Annotated in this window: 14 protein-coding genes; 4 read left to right on the plus strand and 10 right to left on the minus strand. The window is 61.4% G+C overall.

The features are described from left to right. Nucleotides 1-27: 27 nt before the first annotated feature. From lnt to miaB, 5 genes are all read right to left on the minus strand, one after another. The gene (lnt, locus tag ACNA0J_RS22530) at nt 28-1,662 is read right to left on the minus strand and encodes an apolipoprotein N-acyltransferase (protein ID WP_415821098.1); all 1,635 of its coding nucleotides are present in this window, start codon (nt 1,660-1,662) and stop codon (nt 28-30) included. Between the two features lie 120 nt (nt 1,663-1,782). After that, the gene (locus ACNA0J_RS22535; protein ID WP_415821099.1) at nt 1,783-2,685 is read right to left on the minus strand and encodes an HlyC/CorC family transporter; all 903 of its coding nucleotides are present in this window, start codon (nt 2,683-2,685) and stop codon (nt 1,783-1,785) included. A 149-nt stretch (nt 2,686-2,834) separates the two neighbouring features. Then, nucleotides 2,835-3,317 carry an rRNA maturation RNase YbeY gene (ybeY, locus tag ACNA0J_RS22540; RefSeq protein ID WP_415821145.1) on the minus strand — a complete coding sequence of 161 codons (483 nt, stop codon included), beginning with the start codon at nt 3,315-3,317 and terminating at the stop codon, nt 2,835-2,837. A gap of 134 nt (nt 3,318-3,451) precedes the next feature. Then, nucleotides 3,452-4,477 carry a PhoH family protein gene (locus ACNA0J_RS22545; protein WP_415821100.1) on the minus strand — a complete coding sequence of 342 codons (1,026 nt, stop codon included), beginning with the start codon at nt 4,475-4,477 and terminating at the stop codon, nt 3,452-3,454. An 8-nt stretch (nt 4,478-4,485) separates the two neighbouring features. Next, nucleotides 4,486-5,985 carry a tRNA (N6-isopentenyl adenosine(37)-C2)-methylthiotransferase MiaB gene (gene miaB / locus ACNA0J_RS22550; protein ID WP_415821101.1) on the minus strand — a complete coding sequence of 500 codons (1,500 nt, stop codon included), beginning with the start codon at nt 5,983-5,985 and terminating at the stop codon, nt 4,486-4,488. 169 nt (nt 5,986-6,154) lie between these two features. Here miaB and ACNA0J_RS22555 point away from each other — a divergent pair, with 169 nt between their 5' ends. The 4 genes from ACNA0J_RS22555 (at nt 6,155) to ACNA0J_RS22570 (ending at nt 11,038) form a co-directional block, all read left to right on the plus strand. After that, nucleotides 6,155-6,934, plus strand: coding sequence for a phosphatase PAP2 family protein (locus tag ACNA0J_RS22555; protein WP_415821102.1), 780 nt, complete (start codon nt 6,155-6,157; stop codon nt 6,932-6,934). A 263-nt stretch (nt 6,935-7,197) separates the two neighbouring features. Beyond that, a complete protein-coding gene (locus ACNA0J_RS22560; RefSeq protein WP_415821103.1) occupies nt 7,198-7,896 on the plus strand; it encodes a gluconate 2-dehydrogenase subunit 3 family protein in 699 nt (232 codons plus the stop codon). Nucleotides 7,897-7,899: 3 nt separating this feature from the next. After that, on the plus strand, nt 7,900-9,669 hold the full coding sequence (locus tag ACNA0J_RS22565; protein WP_415821104.1) for a GMC family oxidoreductase: 1,770 nt from the start codon (nt 7,900-7,902) through the stop codon (nt 9,667-9,669). Between the two features lie 10 nt (nt 9,670-9,679). Further along, nucleotides 9,680-11,038 (plus strand): c-type cytochrome, encoded by a 1,359-nt coding sequence (locus ACNA0J_RS22570; protein ID WP_415821105.1) that lies wholly within the window; start codon nt 9,680-9,682, stop codon nt 11,036-11,038. Nucleotides 11,039-11,504: 466 nt separating this feature from the next. Here the strand turns inward: ACNA0J_RS22570 and secF are convergent, their stop codons facing one another. The 5 genes from secF to queA form a co-directional block, all read right to left on the minus strand. Continuing rightward, the gene (secF, locus tag ACNA0J_RS22575) at nt 11,505-12,437 is read right to left on the minus strand and encodes a protein translocase subunit SecF (protein WP_415821106.1); all 933 of its coding nucleotides are present in this window, start codon (nt 12,435-12,437) and stop codon (nt 11,505-11,507) included. Between the two features lie 50 nt (nt 12,438-12,487). Continuing rightward, entirely contained in the window at nt 12,488-14,368 is a 1,881-nt protein-coding gene (secD, locus tag ACNA0J_RS22580) for a protein translocase subunit SecD (RefSeq protein WP_415821107.1), read from the minus strand. Nucleotides 14,369-14,506: 138 nt separating this feature from the next. Continuing rightward, nucleotides 14,507-14,848, minus strand: a complete 342-nt coding sequence (gene yajC, locus ACNA0J_RS22585; RefSeq protein WP_415808678.1) for a preprotein translocase subunit YajC — start codon at nt 14,846-14,848, stop codon at nt 14,507-14,509. Between the two features lie 228 nt (nt 14,849-15,076). After that, nucleotides 15,077-16,213, minus strand: coding sequence for a tRNA guanosine(34) transglycosylase Tgt (gene tgt / locus ACNA0J_RS22590; RefSeq protein ID WP_415821108.1), 1,137 nt, complete (start codon nt 16,211-16,213; stop codon nt 15,077-15,079). Between the two features lie 2 nt (nt 16,214-16,215). Continuing rightward, complete coding sequence (gene queA, locus ACNA0J_RS22595; RefSeq protein ID WP_415821109.1) at nt 16,216-17,268, minus strand: tRNA preQ1(34) S-adenosylmethionine ribosyltransferase-isomerase QueA; 1,053 nt, start codon at nt 17,266-17,268, stop codon at nt 16,216-16,218. Nucleotides 17,269-17,518 lie beyond the last annotated feature (250 nt).

The raw sequence follows: 17,518 nt of genomic DNA on the forward strand, positions 1-17,518 counted from the left end.
CTATGCAGCCTCGGTGCTGCACTGCATTTATTTCCTGCGTCCCAGTGCCGCCGCGGCGATGAGGATCAGAGCGATGATGACGAGTACGGGCTTGTCACCAAAACGTGCGTAAGGCGTCAGGCCTGTCATGCCTTGGACGGAGACGGGCAGAATGCCGGCTTGGTGTGCCGGCAGTTGCGCGGCGACAGCGCCATGTGCGTCGATGGCTGCCGTGATGCCTGTGTTGGTTGCCGCCAGCATCGGACGGGCGGTTTCCAGGGTACGCAAGCGGCCGATTTGCAGATGCTGACGCAATGCCCAGGTATCACCGAACCAGCCCAGATTGCTGACATTGACCAGGATGGTGGCACCGGGCTCGCCATTGGCGCCGGGATGCAGCGCGGGCAGGAGTTCGACGCCGAACAGGTCCTCGTAGCAGATGTTGAAGGCGACGTGTTGGTCGCGTACGTGAAACGGTGCTTGCCGTGGTCCACCACGATCGAAATCGCCCAGGGGGATGCTGAGCATGTCGACAAACCAATGGAATCCGGGAGGGACGTATTCTCCCCAGGGCACGAGATGGTGCTTGTCATAGCGCTGTTCCGTAGTGCCCAGGCGCAGTTGTTCCAATGGGGTGTCGGCATCAAAGCCGATGACGCTGTTGGTGTAGCTGTCGTTGCCGTCGGTGCCCTTGGTACGCAGCGGGACGCCCATGGCGATGGTGGCCGAGTTGCGTGCAGCCAGGGTGCGCCAGGCTTCCCAGACGGCAGGGTCCAGACGGTCTTGAAAAATGGGCAGTACGGTTTCGGGCAGGATGATCAGTTCTGCGGGAGGGGCCGGCAACGCTGCCAGCTCGAGGTGACGGCGTATGCCCAGCTCCAGCAGCTGAGGATCGAACTTTTGAGATTGTTCGACGTTGCCTTGTATGAGCCGAACTTGCAGTGGCGACCCGCTGGGCTGCGACCAGTTGACGCCACTTAAGGGCCAACCTGCAATGACTAACAAGAGCGCCAGCGCGCAGGCCAGATTGCGGCGTGCATCTCCGGTTTTGATGTTGCCGCGGGCCGAGCGCAGGGCTTGCCACAACCCCGCCAGGGCGGCGGCGGCAAAGGCTGCCAGTAACGCCATGCCGTGAATGCCCAGTACGGGGGCCCAGCCGGCAAGCGGACTATCGACGTGGGCGTAGCCGATATTCAGCCACGGAAACCCCGTCAGGACGGTGGCGCGGATCCATTCGAGCAAGGCCCAGGCCGCTGCCCAGGCTGCGGCCGTGATCAATAGCCGACGGGCAGGGGAGGGATTGGGTTCGCCAGGGGCTACTGGCGGGCACAGCCAGCGCGCCAGCATGCAAGCCGCAGCAGGAAAAAGGGCGAGAAAGGCCGACAAGGCCAGCACGCCAGCGACGGCCAGTGGCGCGGCCAAGCCGCCGTAGTAATGCAGGCTGACGAAAATCCAGTACAACCCGAGCGAGTAGCTGGCAAAGTTAAACAGCCAGCCTCGCAGCAGGCTCTGGCGCAGGCTGGCCGCTCGCAAGGTGGCGTGCGCCGCGCAGGCCAGCGCCAGGATTTGTACCAGTGCCAGGGCCCACGCAGGTAAGGGGCCTGGCGCGAAGGTCAAGGCATGTACAGCGCCTGCGGCCACCAGGCCCAGTACTGCCCAGCGAGGGGCGCGGCCGAACGTCATCCGTTGTTGCTCCGAGAAACCCCGGTATTGATGCCGGGGAGGAAAGAGATACTGCAGCAGGGCTGCACCAGGGGGCTGATCACGGTCTGCGAAAACCCTCGCCAATCGTGGCCAGGGCAATCAAGGGGCGGGCGAGGCCGCGTCAGCAGTGCTGTTCGCATCAGCGTCCGGGACGCGTTTGGCGCGCAGCCATAGTGCACGGCGCGCGTCGGCCCGTATGACCTCGATCATCATATCGCCGTGCGAGGCGCTGTCGCCTCGGCGCGGGATGCGTCCCAGTTGGCCGCCCAGCCACCCGCCTACGCTGTCGTATTCGTCGTCGGGCAAGTCCGTCGCAAAGGCTTCGTTGAAGTGGCTGATTTCGGTGGTGGCCATCAGGCGCCACTGATTTTCGCCTTCGGGGAAAATGCTTTGCTCGTCTTCTTCGTCGAATTCGTCTTCGATGTCGCCGACGATCTGTTCGAGGACGTCTTCCATGGTGACCAGGCCCGAGATCCCGCCGTGTTCGTCGATGACGATGGCCAGGTGGTTGTGACTGGCACGGAACTCGCGCAGCAGTACGTTCAGGCGTTTGGCTTCAGGGATAAAGACGGCCGGCCGGATGAGCGAACGCAATTCCATATCCGCGTCCAGCATGCCGCGCAGTAGGTCTTTGGCCAGCAAAATCCCGATGATGTTGTCGCGATCGTCTTCGTAGACCGGAAAACGCGAGTGCGCAGTATCGATGATAAAAGCCAGCTGTTGCGGCAGGGGCAGGGATACGTCAAGCAAATCCATGCGCGAGCGCGGCACCATGATGTCGGCGACCGTGCGTTCGGAGACGGCCAACGCGCCTTTGATCATGCCGTACGATTCGACGTCCAGCAGGTCTCGATCGTGGGCGGCATCCAGGACGGCTTTAATGCCCTCGCGGTCCTCGGGCTCGCGCCGGACGAGGGCCAGAATGCGGTCTAGCAGGGATTTCGTTGCGGTTTTGGGCGCGCGGGCGGCGTTCGCCTCGGTGGTAGGGTAAGGGTCAGACATCGTCCTAGCGGACAAGTTATAGAAAGGTCAGCATAACCGAATATCGGCTGCAAATTTGTTACGAGGGCAGGGATGCTAGGGGAAACGAGAACGGATTGCGCGGCGGATGAGGCCTGCTTACGGGCCCGTCCTCGCCCGAGGACCGTGCCTCAGGCGTATGGATCGGCAATGCGCATGCCGGCCAGAATCTCGGTTTCGAGGGTTTCCATGCGGCGGGCGTCGCGGGCCTTGATGTGGTCGTAGCCCAGCGCGTGCAAGACGCCATGTACGGTCAGGTGGGCGGCGTGGTCCAGCAAGGTTTTGCCCTGTTCGCGAGCCTCGCGTACGAGCACGGGGATACAGATCACGATATCGCCGCGGGCAGTGCCGAGCGGATCGGTGCCGTATTCGAAAGTGAGCACGTTGGTGGCGTAGTCCTTTTCGCGATAGGCGTGGTTGAGCTTGCGGCCCTCTGCCTGGCCTACCAGACGCAGGCTGAACTCTGCCCGAGTGCAGTCGATCAGGCCGTCTTGCGCGGCGCCATCCAGCGCGCGGCGCGCCCAGCGGCGCAGGCGCCAGCGCGGCAGGCGCGGCTCGGCGATGCCGTATTGCACGGAGAGGGAAAGTTCGGGCAGAGTCAGCTCGGCGTTCATGGTGGTGGTGTGAGCGGCAGGCGTGGACCGGTTGGCGTTCATGTTCTTTTGCGGGCGGCCGCAAGGGCCGGATGCGTTGGCCGGCTTGTTAAGGCACCGTTTTTTGTCGGCGCGTTGCCAGGCTGGCGGGACGCTCAGGATTCTTCTTCGGCGGCTTTGTCGTAGGCGTCCACAATACGGGCGACCAGCGGGTGGCGCACCACGTCGCGGCTCGTAAAGCGGGTGGTCGCGATGCCTTGGACGTCTTCGAGTACTCGCACGGCATGCGCCAGGCCGCTCTGCTGGCCACGGGGCAGGTCGACCTGCGACGGGTCGCCGGTAATCACGGCTTTGCTGCCAAACCCGATGCGGGTCAGGAACATTTTCATCTGCTCGGGCGTGGTGTTCTGCGCTTCGTCCAGGATCACAAAGGCGTGATTCAAGGTGCGGCCACGCATATAGGCCAGCGGAGCGATTTCGATGGTCTGTTTTTCGAACAGCCGCTGGACTTTGTCAAAGCCCATCAGGTCGTACAAGGCATCGTAGAGCGGACGCAGGTACGGGTCGACTTTTTGTGCCAGATCGCCGGGCAGAAAACCCAGGCGTTCGCCTGCCTCGACCGCGGGGCGGGTCAGCACCAGCCGTTGCACTGAATCGCGCTCCATGGCGTCAATGGCGCAGGCAACGGCCAGCCATGTTTTGCCCGTACCGGCAGGGCCGATCCCGAAGGTGATGTCGTGTTTGAGAATGTTTTCGAGGTATTCCCGCTGCCGAGGGGTGCGCGGGCGCAGATCGCTGCGCCGGGTCCGCAAGGCGATGCCGCCGTCTTCGCTGGCGGCGGGCGGGGCGGCGGGCTCGATGCCGCGCGGGTCTGCCGCCGGCTGCGGCTCGTTGCGGCCCACGCCCATTTCGACCAGGCCGAGCTGGATATCATCGACCGACAGGGCGCGATGCACGGCCTGTTCGTGAAAGCGTCGCAGGGCGCGGCCGGCTAGTTCGGCGCGTTCGCCCTCGAGGGTGACGCGGTCGCCGCGGCGTGCCAGGGTGACACCCATGCCATCGGCGAGCTGACGGAGATTTTCGTCGAGCGGGCCGCAGAGATTGGCCAAATGGGTGTTGTCGCCTTCCAGGTTGACGATGGTCGGCATGGTGCGTCGGGTGCGGCTGCGTGGTGCGGGCATTCGTGGCCTTAAATTGGGCTGTGTGCAGAGTGTTGCGCGGCGGGTGCCGATACGTCGTGATCCGGGCCGTCGACGTCCGCGACGCGGGCGCGCAGCGAGTTGGGATAGGCTTCGGTGATGATGACATCCACCATCTGGCCGATCAGCCGGGCCGGCGCGGGGAAGTTGACGATCCGGTTGTTTTCCGTGCGGCCCATCATCTCGTTAGGGTCGCGCCGAGACGGGCTTTCTACCAGGATGCGTTGGCGCGTGCCCACCATGGATTGAGCGATGGCGGCGGCCTGTTGGTTGATCAGGGCTTGCAGCTGTTGCAGGCGGCGCAGTTTGACGTCCTGGGGGGTGTCGTCGGTCAGGTCGGCGGCAGGGGTGCCGGGGCGGCGCGAATAGACGAATGAGAACGAGGTGTCAAAACCCACGTCCTCGATGAGTTTCATCGTTTTCTGGAAGTCTTCTTCGGTTTCGCCCGGAAAGCCCACGATGAAGTCCGATGACAGGGTCAGGCCGGGGCGCGCCGCGCGCAGGCGCCGCACCACGGATTTGAATTCCAGCGCGGTATAGCCGCGTTTCATGCCAGCCAGCACGCGGTCGCTGCCGGCTTGTACGGGCAGGTGCAGGAAGGACACGAGCTTGGGCAGGCGAGCGTAGGCATCGACCATGCGCTGCGTCATTTCCTTGGGGTGCGAGGTGGTGTAGCGGATGCGCTCGATGCCGGGGATTTCGTGCACGTATTCCAGCAGCATCGCAAAATCGGCGATTTCGCCCGAGTCGCCCATGGGGCCGCGGTAGGCGTTGACGTTTTGGCCCAGCAGGGTGACCTCTTTCACGCCCTGATCGGCCAGATCGGCAACCTCGATCAGCACGTCGTCAAAGGGACGGGAGACCTCGACGCCACGCGTATAGGGCACGACACAGAAGCTGCAGTATTTGCTACAGCCTTCCATGATGGAGACGAAGGCCGAGGCGCCGTCCACCCGAGGGGGCGGCAGTGCGTCGAACTTTTCGATTTCGGGAAAACTGATGTCGACCTGGGAGGCCCCGGAATCGCGGCGGCGCTGGATGAGCTCGGGCAGGCGGTGCAAGGTCTGCGGGCCGAACACGACGTCGACGTAGGGCGCACGCTTGACGATGGCCGCGCCTTCCTGGCTGGCCACGCAGCCGCCCACGCCAATCACCAGATTGGGGTTGGCTTTTTTCAGGTGCTGCACGCGGCCCAGGTCGGAGAACACCTTTTCCTGCGCCTTTTCACGCACCGAACAGGTGTTGAACAGGATGACGTCGGCGTCTTCGGGGTTGTTGGTGAGCTCCAGGCCCTGGTCGCCACGCAATACGTCGGCCATTTTGTCCGAGTCGTACTCGTTCATCTGGCAGCCAAAGGTGCGGATGTAGAGCTTGCGGACCCCGGACGGGGTTGCCGTGATGCCGCTGTCGGGCACTGGGGAATTCGAGGTGGCGGGGGCGGATGCCGCGGGCGCAGGGGCGCCAGCGCGCTTGAGTGAGGTTTCTTGCATGATGTGCGCCGTGACGGGTGTAGATCCCGGGGGCGAAAGGAAAAGAAACAATCATTTTACCGCGTGCGGGTATTTCAGTCTTGGTCTGGAGACAATTGGCGTATACGATGTGGGCCGCGCGGCACTGCCTTGATGGGTCGTGAATGTGCCGCTATCTACTCTTATCCCCATGACATCTACTCAAGGTTTGCCTCCTGTCTCCCCCGTGGAGGCGATTCCGACGACCGAGGCCGAGGTCGTCGCGGCCCCTCATGTGACTTCTCATGCTATGGCACATTTTCCGCGCAGACCTTTTCGTGGCGTGTTGTTGACCGCGTGTCTTGCGCTGCTGCTGCTATTGATGAGCCGCTGGGTCGATCAGCCGTTGACCCTGGCTATCGAAAGGCATATGTCGCCGGTGGTCAATGAGGTGTTTGACTACATTGGTTATCTAGGCGATAGCGAGGTGTATTTGTTCGCGGCGCTGTTTGTCTACGTGGGGTCGCTGATCGGTATTCGCCGCGGCTGGGTTTGCCCGGTCCGAGCGGGTTTTGAGCGGTTGGCTCGCTATGGCATGCTGGTGATCAGCTCGATGGCAGTGGGCGGTTTGATTACGCTCATTCTCAAAAAACTGGTCGCGCGCACGCGGCCCGAGGTGTTGCTCGAAGATGGGTGGCACGGTCTGGTTGAGCCGTTTACTCGGGGCCATGACTACACTTCTTTTCCGTCCAGCCACACGCTGGCGGCGTTCGCGGTCGCTGCTGCTATCGGTGAATTCGCGCCGCGTTGGCGGATGCCGGCGTTGTTGTTGGCTGCCTTGGTGGCGATCAGCCGTGTGATCAATCGGGATCACTTTCTTTCGGATGTCACGGCCGCCGCGGCGATTGGCATCATGGTGGCGCATTATCTGGCGCCTTATGTGTTGGATGAGCGGCATCGTTGGATGCTGCGCAAGCCCTGGCGGAAGTAACTTTTCTGCTGGCTGGCTCAGGGGCCGAGAGGGATTCAAGCTCGGCCGAACGCTCCTTCTTCCGCATCGTTTTCAGATCCCGTCAACCGGTCCGCTCAGAGCGCGGACGACATACTCCTGCCTGTAACGCTAAAATACAGGTGCTCCTTTGCAGTCTGCCACAAAGCGTTCTCTGCAGAGCAGTGCGGGTAATCTGACACAAAAAAGCAAAGATTTAAACGGGGGGATCATTTCACGGTGGTCTCTGGAAGAAGGAATTCAATATGCCTGACTCGCGTCCTCACAGCCGCAGAACTTTTCTGCTCGCCTCCAGTGCCGGCATGGCACTCACTGGCTTGGCCATGCCTCTGCGTGCCAATGCCAAAGAAGCCGCAGTTCAGCTTGATAAGTACAAGCCTGTGTATTTCACACCCGAAGAATGGGGGTTCGTGCTTGCGGCCACCGCTCGGCTGATCCCCTCTGAGGGCGACGGTCCTGGCGCACTGGAAGCGCACGTTCCGGTGTTTATCGATCGTGAATTGGCGGGCGAGTATGGCAGCGCCAAGGATTGGTATATGCAGGGTCCGCATGACCCTGCTGCGAGCGCTGACCGAGGCTGGCAAAGCCCGCTGAATCCTGCGGAACTCTACCGTAAGGCGATACCCGCGTTTAACGCCTGGTGTGAGTCGCGCTGGAGCAAAGATTTCAAAAGCCTGACCCCCGAACAGCAGGACGAGGCGCTCACCGCGCTGCAAAAAGGCGAAGCAAAGCTGGCGCCGGAGCTCAGCTTCTTCTTTGCTACGTTGTTGAGCAACACCAAAGAAGGTTATTTCGCCGATCCCATGTATGGCGGCAACTATGGCATGCAAGCCTGGAGCTATATCGGTTTTCCGGGCGCACGCGCCGGTTTTACGGAGTGGGTGGACCAGCACAACGTGAAGTATCCGCTGGGTCCGGTTTCCATCAAAGGCGAAAGGGCTTGAACCATGGCACGCACTGAAAAAAAGAAAGACGTGGTGATCGTCGGCTTGGGCTGGACGGGTTCCATCGCAGGCATTGAACTGGCCGCTGAAGGGCTGGAAATCGTGGCACTGGAGCGTGGCCGCGACCAGAACACTGTGCCTGAGTTCAAGTATCCCAACCAGATTGATGAGCTGAAGTATGGTGTGCGGCTCAAGAACATGCAGCATCCCAGCCAGCAGACGGTGACGGTTCGCCGTCGCGATTCGGAAGTCGCTTTGCCGTATCGTTCCATGGGCTCATTTTTGCCCGCCAATGGCGTGGGCGGTGCCGGTACTCACTGGAACGGTCTGCTGTGGCGGCCGCAGCCTGAAGAAATCCAGTTGCGCAGCTACGTGAAAGCGAAATGGGGCGAGTCCATTATTCCAGAGGGAATGAACTTGATGGACTACCCGGTGACCTACGATGAGCTGGAGCCGTTTTTCACGCGGTTTGACCACGTCGCCGGCATTTCTGGCAAGGCAGGTAACCTCAAAGGCAAGATCCAGGAAGGCGGGAATCCATTCGAAGGCTGGCGCTCGGAGGACTATCCCATGCCGCCCCTGCCGCGTACCTACGACTCGACCAAGTTCGAGGCCGCCTGTAAGGCCATGGGCTATCACCCGTTCCCCGCGCCGGCAGGGGTCGCGTCTACCGCCTATGTGAACCCGTATGGCATGCAGATGGCGCCCTGTAATTTCTGTGGTTTCTGCGAACGCTTTGGGTGTTATCAGTATTCGAAGTCCTCGCCGCAGACCGCTATCCTGGACGCGCTCAAGCGCAAGCCGAATTTCACCTATCGCACGCATGCCGAGGTGTTGCGTGTAGAAATCGCAGCCGATGGCAAGACGGCCACGGGCGTGACTTACTTCGATGCCATCAATCAAGAAGAAGTCTTTCAGCCTGCCGATCTGGTGATTCTGTCTGCGTACCAGCTGAACAACGTGCACCTGTTGCTGGTGTCGGGCATTGGCAAACCCTATGACCCTGCCACGAATGAAGGCGTGACGGGCAAGAACTACGCCTATCAGATGAACGGTGGCGTGACCATGTTCTTCAAGGATGCCAATTTCAATCCCTTTATCGGGCACGGTTCGAACGGCATCTGCATCGACGACTTCAGCGTCAACCAGAACGATTTTGGCAAGCTGGGCTTTATCGGCGGCGCCTACTGGCGCTCGGGTACCTTCAATGGACAGCCCATTCGCTCCATGAGTTTGCCCAGCGGTACGCCCACCTGGGGCGGGAAATGGAAGGAAGCCATCAAAGAATATTATGGCCGCTCCATGTCGATCGGCTCGCACGGTTCGCATATGTCGTACCGCGCCAATCACTTGGATTTGGACCCGACTTACAAGGACCCGCATGGCCGCCCGTTGATGCGCATGACCTTCAATTGGCAGGAAAACGATCTCAAGATGAACCAGTACATGAAGCTCAAGGCCGCAGAGGTGGGACGCGCGATGAAGCCGGACCTGATGCAGCTGGGATTCAAGGATATCGGCGCGCAGTACGACGTGCGCCCCTATCAGACTACGCACAACACGGGCGGTCACATCATGTCCGACAGCCCGCTCGAAGGGGTGGTGAACCGCTATTGCCAGGCCTGGGACAAGCACAATGTGTTCGTCATGGGCGCAGGCAATTTTGTGCAGAACACGCAGTACAACCCGACCGGTATGGTCGGTGGCTTGGCCTACTGGACGGTGAACGCCATCCGTACGCTGTACCTGCGCAACCCACGTCCCCTGGTTTGAGGAGAATGCAATGAAAAAAATGCTCCGCATTCTGGGTGTCTTGGTGGTACTGGCGATTGTCGGTCTGCTGGCCTTTATCTACGTCCCTGTCCAAACCACGCCGCCCAAGGAGATCTTGGCGGCCGACGGGAAAATCGAACCTGGCCGTGGCGAGTATGTCATGCGCGCTGGGGACTGTATGGCGTGTCATACGGCGACTGGCGGCTCGCCCTTGGCCGGTGGCCGGGGCATCGAGAGCCCCATGGGCACTATCTGGTCGTCCAACATCACTCCCGACAAGGAAACCGGTATCGGTAACTGGACGCTGGATCAGTTCCGCTCGGCGATGGTCGATGGCGTGGTCAATGGGAAGCACCTGTACCCGGCCATGCCCTACGAGAACTATCGTTTCATGAGCGAGAGTGATATCCAGGCTTTGTACACGTACTTGATGAACGATGTGAAGCCGGTGAAGAACGAGGTGCAAGCTACGGAGCTGGCATTCCCGTTCAATTTGCGCTTTGGTATCCGGGCCTGGAACTGGTTGGCTTTGAGCGGCGATTCGTCCTTCAAACCGATGGAGGGCGGCAATGATCAGCAGCTCCGAGGCCAGTATCTGGTTGAAGGCGCGGGTCACTGCGCGGCCTGCCATAGTCCGCGTACGGCTTTCATGGCACAGGATGGCACGCGCTTGGGTGATGCCAATTTCCTGACGGGTGGCGAGCTCGAGGGCTGGAGTGTTCCTGCACTGCGTGGTCCTAACTCGGGCATTGAGAAATGGTCTGTTGCGGATCTGGCGGCGTATCTGGGCACGGGGCGTAACGTGCACGCTATCGCGAACGGGGAAATGGCATTGGCGGTCGAGCATTCGTTGCAGTATCTGAATGATCAAGACTTGAATGCCATGGCGGTTTTCCTCAAGTCTGCGGATGGTCAGTCTGTGCAAGAGGCGCCCAAGCAGGTGGCCGCGCCTGGTCCTCGCCCGATGCCGGCGGCGCCGGCCGATGAGGCTGGGCAAGCGACGGCCAAAATGCTGACGGCTGCTTCGCCTGATATGCCTCTGGGGGCGCGTCTGTACCTGGACAATTGCGCTGCTTGCCACTTTGTTACTGGCAAGGGGGCTCCGGAGATATTCCCCGAGCTCCAAGGCAATGCGATGGTCCAGGGAAAGGATCCTAGTCCGCTGCTGTCAGTCATTCTGAATGGGACCTCTGTTCCGTCGACGGATCGCCGCCCTATGCATCTGGTGATGCAGGGGTATTCGGATCGTTTGAACGATGAGGAAGTTGCGGCGCTGGCTAGCTTTGTGCGTTCTGGATGGGGCAACAAGGGCGGTGAGGTGTCCGCGGATCAGGTGGCTAAGGTTCGCTCGGCAGCTGTTCAGCATTGAGGGTGAGGGGGCTGGCTTTGCTGTGTTCACAGTTAGGCCGGACTGCATGTTTGGGGTTGTGTGAGCTGGGTTCTTGAGCCGTTTGCCGCAGCCGGGTAGGTGTGGTGGGCGGGCCTGGTCGGCTGACTCGTCCCCTCTACGGGGACTCGACCTTCGCCCGCGCACCATCGGCGGGCCGGGGGGCCAAACTCGCTTCGCTCAAACATGGCCCCCGGACTGCCCCCGCCGATGGTTCACGGACTCGGCAGCCTCCNACAGGCCCACCCNCCACACCTACCCGGCTGCGGCAAACTCACGGTCAATGAGGTGCCAACAGTCTTGGTAGATGTGTGTTTTGCTTTTAAAGGCGTTGAGGCGTGTGGGCGTTGACGTTTAGTGGCAAATGCGGCTTGCGTTTCCTCGAAAAAAATCGGGCACCTGAGTTCAGGTGCCCGATTTTTTTGCGGGGTGAGAGATCAATCAGCGATCAGGCGATCTCTGCGTCGCCCTCTTTTTTGACCGGCTTGACCAGGTCTTCACGCTTGACGCCCATCCACATGGCCAGTGCGGCGGCCACGAAGACTGAGGAGTAGATACCGAACCAGATGCCGATTGTCAGCGCCATGGCGAAGTAGTGGAGCGACGGGCCGCCGAAGAACAGCATGGCCAGCACCATCATCTGGGTGGAACCGTGGGTAATGATGGTCCGTGAGATGGTCTGGGTAATGGCGCTGTTGATCACCTCGTGCACGTCCGCTTTACGGTATTTGCGGAAGTTTTCGCGGATCCGATCCATGATCACCACGGATTCGTTCACGGAGTAGCCGAGTACCGCCAATACGCCAGCCAGCACCGATAGGGAGAATTCCCACTGAAAGAACGCGAAAAAACCCAGGATGATCACCACGTCATGCAGGTTGGCGATCACCCCGGCCACTGCGAATTTCCATTCGAAGCGTATGCCCAGGTAAATCATGATGCCCAGCACGACGAAGAGCAGTGCCATCAGGCCGTTGTGCAAGAGCTCCTGGCCGACCTGAGGGCCGACGAATTCGACACGGCGCAGGTTCGCCGAGGCGTCCGCTGCCTTGAGGGCGCCCATGACGGTTTCGCTTTGCGTTGCCGAGGTTTGACCCTCGGTCAACGGCAGACGAATCATGACGTCGTGCGAGGTGCCGAAGTTCTGTACCTGGAAATCAGAGTAGCCGAGCTTGGATACGGCAGTACGCACGCTGTCCAACTGCGCAGTCTGCGCGTAGTTGACTTCCATGACCGTGCCGCCGGTGAATTCGATCGACAGGTGAAAGCCGCGGGTGATGATAAAGAACACCGCCGCCACGAATGTGACCAGGCTGATGATGTTCAGCACCAGCGCGTGGCGCATGAACGGTATGGTGCGATGGATACGGAAAAATTCCATGTTTCGCCTTGATTTTTATCGATGTTGGGCGGCAGGGCCNCCCAACCAGGTCAGTTTGCCTTGGGTTTCCAGACGGTGCCGATGGACAGGCTCGCGAGTTTTTTCTTGCGGCCGTACCACAGGTTGGCCAGCGCACGTACGCCTACCACCGAGGTGAACATCGAGGTCACGATACCCAGGCAGTGCACCACGGCGAAGCCGCGGATGGGGCCGGAGCCGAAAGCCAGCAATGCCAGGCCCACGATCAATGTCGTCAGGTTCGAGTCCAGAATCGTGCCCCAGGCGCGTTCGAAACCGTGGTGAATGGCCTGCTGTGGCGAGGCGCCGTTACGCAGTTCTTCGCGGATCCGTTCGTTGATGAGTACGTTCGAGTCGATGGCCATGCCGAGGGTCAGCGCAATAGCGGCAATACCAGGCAGGGTGAGCGTGGCTTGCAGCATCGACAGCAGCGCCAGCAGCAGCAACACGTTCATCGTGAGGCCAATTGTCGAGAAGACCCCGAACAAGTGGTAGTACAGAATGATGAACACGGCGATGGCCAGGAAGCCGTACAGCGTGGAGTGGAAACCCTTGGAGATGTTGTCTGCCCCGAGGCTCGGGCCGATGGTGCGTTCTTCGATGATGGACATCGGTGCAGCCAGGGCGCCGGCGCGCAGCAGCAAAGCGGTGTCGGCGGCTTCTTCGGCGGTCATGCTGCCGGAAATCTGCACTTGGCCGCCTGCGATTTCGCTGCGGATGACCGGTGCGGTGACGACTTCGCCTTTGCCGTTTTCGAACAACAGGATCGCCATGCGCTTGCCGACGTTGTCACGCGTGACATCGCGGAAAATGCGGGCGCCCTTGCCATCGAGGGTCAGGTGCACTGCAGCCTGCTGGGTCTGCGAGTCGCGGCCGGGTTGGGCGTCCTGGAGGTTTTCGCCGGTCAGGACGACTTGGCGGCGCACCAGCAGGGGACGGCCATCGCGGTCGGTGTAGCGTTCCAAGCCAAAGGGCACTGTGCCGCCCATCAGGGCGGTCTGCGCGGCCGGGGAGTCGTCCACCATGCGGATTTCCAGCGTGGCGGTACGGCCCAGCAGTTCTTTGGCTTTGGCGACGTCTTGCACGCCAGGCAGTTGGACGATGATGCGATCCGAACCTTGTTGTTGGATGACGGGTTCGGCTACGCCCAACTCGTTGATACGGTTGTGCAGTGTGTTGATGTTTTGCTTGAGCGCGGAATCCTGGACGCGGGTGACGGCCGCCGGGCTGAGCATGCCGGTCAGCGTTGCGCGATTGCCGTCTTCGCCGGTGGTGAATTCCAGGTCCGGCAGGCGGCCGCGCAGAACGCTCTGAGCACGGTCGCGCTCGTTGGCATTGCTGAACGTGGCGATGACGGACGAGCCGGAGCGTTCGACCCCTTGGCTGGGGACTTTTTCATCGCGTAGCGAGGTGCGTACGTCGGCGGCCAGCGAATCGTAGCGGGCTTGCAGTGCGCCTTGCATGTCGACTTGCAGCAGGAAATGCACGCCGCCACGCAAATCCAGGCCCAGATACATGGGTTTGGGCTCGAACCAGCCCAGCGCACGCATCCAGGGCGGCGAGGCGGGCAGGAGGTTCAGCGCCACGGTGTATTGTGGGTCGCCGGGAGTGGTGTTCAGGGATCTGTCGAGCAGGTCGCGTGCTTGCAGTTGCACGTCGGTGGAGGGCAGTCGGGCGCGGATGGTGCCCAGCGTACCGTTTTGTTCGTAGTAGACGCTGGAGACGGGAATATTGCCGGCAGTCAGTATTTGTTCGACTCGGCCGAGCATGGCTTCGTCGACTTTGATCGTGGCTTTGGCGCTGGAGACCTGCACGGCGGGGGATTCGCCGTAGAAATTGGGCAGGGTATACAGCAGGCCAATAATGACCGCGACCAGCACCGTGATGTACTTCCAGAGGGGATAGCGGTTCATTGGCGGCTAGTTCATGCGAGATAACGGAAAATGCCCCTGTGCTGCGCCTTTGGCTTGTAGCCCCATGCGAGGGGCTTTTGCTTTGGGGCGGCCCGGTGGCAAAAAGGCCCCCTTAGGTGAGGGGGCCAGATGAGACGCTTACAGGGCCTTGATGGTTCCCTTGGGCAGCACGGTCGAGACCGAGGTTTTTTGCATCAGGACTTCAACGGGCTTGTCAGCCAGGTCGGCGATTTCGACGGTGATGTAGGTGTCGGTGACCTTGGATACTTTGCCCAGCATGCCGCCGGCGGTCAGGACTTCGTCGCCTTTGGCGAGGTTGGCCACCAGGTTGCGGTGTTCTTTCTGGCGCTTCATCTGCGGACGGATCATCAGGAAATAGAGGATCACGAACATCAGCACGATGGGCAGCATGCCCATCAGCGCGCTGCCTTCGGGGGCGGCCTGGGCCAGAACGATGCCGGCGGTATCGATAACGGACATGGTAAATCTCCTGAATGAGGTGTTCGGGTCGAATTATGAAAGGTTTTTGTAGCGCCCGTCCCCGCGCGAGCCTTGGACAGGGCAAGCCGACTATTGTAGCGAGGTTATGTGGTCGGCAGGGTCAGGCGGAAAATCCAGGGTGTTACGGGGCCGTACAAGGCCCGATCTGAGCAGGCCCGAAACGTCCCCGAGGCGGCTTTGGGACAATATTGGGGACGCCAGGAATCGCTACTCAATCCCGCGTGCCCGGTCAGCCGCGAACTTGGCGCGCCAGGCCTGGAATGTGCCTGCGGCGATGGCTTCGCGCATTTCGCCCATGATGGTCAGGTAGAAATGCAGGTTATGCAGCGTGTTCAGGCGTGCGCCGGTGATTTCGTTGGCCCGCTGCAGATGATGCAGATAGGCGCGCGAGAAATGGGCGCAGGTGTGGCAGGCGCAGCTCGGGTCCAGCGGCCGGGTGTCGTCACGGTATTTGGCGTTGCGGATTTTGATGTCGCCGTAACGAGTAAAGAGCCAGCCATTGCGGGCGTTGCGCGTAGGCATGACGCAATCGAACATGTCGACGCCACGCGATACGCCCTCGACCAGGTCCTCGGGGGTACCTACGCCCATCAGGTAGCGTGGTGCGTGTGTGGGCAGGCGCGGGGTGACGTGCGCCAGGATGCGCATCATGTCTTCCTTGGGCTCGCCTACCGACAGGCCGCCGATGGCGTAGCCATGGAAACCGATATCTGTCAGGCCGGCCAGAGACTCGTCGCGCAACGATTCGTACATGCCACCCTGCACAATGCCGAACAGAGCATTGGGATTTTCGAGGCGGTCGAATTCCTCGCGCGAGCGGCGTGCCCAGCGCAAGGACATGCGCATCGAGCGGGCGGCTTCTTCGGTCGTGGCGGGACGGCCATCGATCTGGTAGGGCGTGCACTCGTCGAACACCATGACGATGTCAGAGTTCAGCGAGCGCTGAATCCGCATGGATTCTTCGGGCGTCAGGAACAGCTTGGCGCCGTCGATGGGCGAGGCGAATTTCACGCCTTCTTCGGTGATTTTGCGCATGCCCTGCAGGCTGAACACCTGGAAACCGCCCGAATCGGTCAGGATCGGCTTGTCCCATTGCATGAATCCGTGCAGGCCGCCGTGACGATCCAGGATGTCTGTCCCAGGGCGCAGCCACAGGTGAAAGGTGTTGCCCAGCACGATTTGCGCGCCGATTTCCTTGAGCTCGTGCGGCAGCATGGCTTTGACGCTGCCGTAGGTGCCCACCGGCATAAAAATGGGGGTCTCGACTACCCCGTGGTTCAGGGTGACGCGGCCGCGGCGGGCTTGGCCGTCGGTCGCCAGGAGTTCGAAATTCAGTCCAGTCATGGTCAGGCAGAGGGGGATTCGATGAACATTGCGTCGCCATAGCTGAAAAAGCGATAGCGTTGGGCGACGGCATGGGTATAGGCGCGGCGGATGGGCTCGACGCCGGCCAAGGCGGACACCAGCATGAGCAGTGTCGATTGCGGCAAATGGAAATTGGTGACGAGCGCGTCCACGACCCGATAGCGATAGCCCGGGGTGATGAACAGGCGGGTGTCGCCCTGAATGGGGGCCAATGGCGCGTCGGGACCGGCCGGGTTCTGGGCGGCGGCGGACTCCAGGGCGCGCACGCTGGTAGTGCCTACGGCGATCACGCGCCCGCCCTGGGCACGAGTACGTGCAATGGCGTCAATCACAGGTTGGCCGACGGTGTACCACTCGGCATGCATGATGTGATCGGTCAGGTTCTCGACACGCACGGGCTGAAACGTGCCGGCGCCGACGTGCAGTGTGACAAAGGCGCGGTCGACGCCCAGTTCCGCGACGCGGTCCAGCATGGCCTGGTCAAAGTGCAGCCCGGCCGTTGGCGCGGCGACAGCCCCCGGTTCGCGGGCATAGACGGTCTGATAGCGGTCTTCGTCGGTGGCGTCGGCTGCGTGGGTGATGTAGGGCGGCAGGGGCGTAGCGCCGTGGGCGTCCAGCAAGTCCAGGACGGGAGCCGGAAATTGCAGGTCAAAGAGCTCGCCCTCCCGGCCCAGCACCGTTACATCAAAGGCATCGGCCAGACGTAGCGTCGTGCCTGGCCCAGGCGATTTGCTGGCGCGCACGTGGGCCAGCGCACGCTGTGGTTCGACGATGCGCTCGACCAGGACCTCGACTTTGCCGCCGGTGGCCTTTTGGCCAGTCAGCCGGGCCTTGATGACGCGGGTGTCGTTGAACACCAGCAGGTCGTTCGGGCGCAGCAAATCGGCCAGATCGAGGAACTGGCGATCATGGAGCGCGCCTGTTGCATCCAAATGGAGCAGGCGGCTGCCGTCGCGCTGTGCCGCAGGCGTCTGGGCAATCAGCTCGGGCGGTAATTCGTAATCGAAGTCGGAAACAGTGAGGGTCGAGGACACGCGATGCAATTCAAGTAAAGCGCCAGGGATCGCCGCCCGATTGGGGGGGCGGAGGGCGCGGACAGGGCCATATTGTAAGTGCCTGGCCGCGCATCCTCTAATGGCGCCATCCCGCCGGCCCTTTCGTGGTTCATCCGCTGTGCACTGATCGCGGGCCGGTCGCACGTTCTTTTCGTCGGTGGTCGAGTGCTCGAGTCTCTATTCTGTTGCTGCCACCCCACCAGATCGCATGGACGCGCTGACGCTACAG

The sequence above is a fragment of the Bordetella tumbae genome (assembly GCF_965139195.1).
In the GTDB taxonomy this organism is placed as follows: domain Bacteria; phylum Pseudomonadota; class Gammaproteobacteria; order Burkholderiales; family Burkholderiaceae_B; genus Bordetella_A; species Bordetella_A tumbae.

Excerpts from the sequence above, each read along its gene's own strand:
- ACNA0J_RS22545 (WP_415821100.1), bottom strand. The coding sequence starts at position 4,477 with ATGCCCGCACCACGCAGCCGCACCCGACGCACCATGCCGACCATCGTC.
- secD (WP_415821107.1), bottom strand. The coding sequence starts at position 14,368 with ATGAACCGCTATCCCCTCTGGAAGTACATCACGGTGCTGGTCGCGGTC.
- ACNA0J_RS22535 (WP_415821099.1), bottom strand. The coding sequence starts at position 2,685 with ATGTCTGACCCTTACCCTACCACCGAGGCGAACGCCGCCCGCGCGCCC.
- miaB (WP_415821101.1), bottom strand. The coding sequence starts at position 5,985 with ATGCAAGAAACCTCACTCAAGCGCGCTGGCGCCCCTGCGCCCGCGGCA.
- ACNA0J_RS22555 (WP_415821102.1), top strand. The coding sequence starts at position 6,155 with ATGACATCTACTCAAGGTTTGCCTCCTGTCTCCCCCGTGGAGGCGATT.
- lnt (WP_415821098.1), bottom strand. The coding sequence starts at position 1,662 with ATGACGTTCGGCCGCGCCCCTCGCTGGGCAGTACTGGGCCTGGTGGCC.
- yajC (WP_415808678.1), bottom strand. The coding sequence starts at position 14,848 with ATGTCCGTTATCGATACCGCCGGCATCGTTCTGGCCCAGGCCGCCCCC.
- ACNA0J_RS22560 (WP_415821103.1), top strand. The coding sequence starts at position 7,198 with ATGCCTGACTCGCGTCCTCACAGCCGCAGAACTTTTCTGCTCGCCTCC.
- ACNA0J_RS22565 (WP_415821104.1), top strand. The coding sequence starts at position 7,900 with ATGGCACGCACTGAAAAAAAGAAAGACGTGGTGATCGTCGGCTTGGGC.
- ACNA0J_RS22570 (WP_415821105.1), top strand. The coding sequence starts at position 9,680 with ATGAAAAAAATGCTCCGCATTCTGGGTGTCTTGGTGGTACTGGCGATT.
- ybeY (WP_415821145.1), bottom strand. The coding sequence starts at position 3,317 with ATGAACGCCGAGCTGACTCTGCCCGAACTTTCCCTCTCCGTGCAATAC.
- secF (WP_415821106.1), bottom strand. The coding sequence starts at position 12,437 with ATGGAATTTTTCCGTATCCATCGCACCATACCGTTCATGCGCCACGCG.
- tgt (WP_415821108.1), bottom strand. The coding sequence starts at position 16,213 with ATGACTGGACTGAATTTCGAACTCCTGGCGACCGACGGCCAAGCCCGC.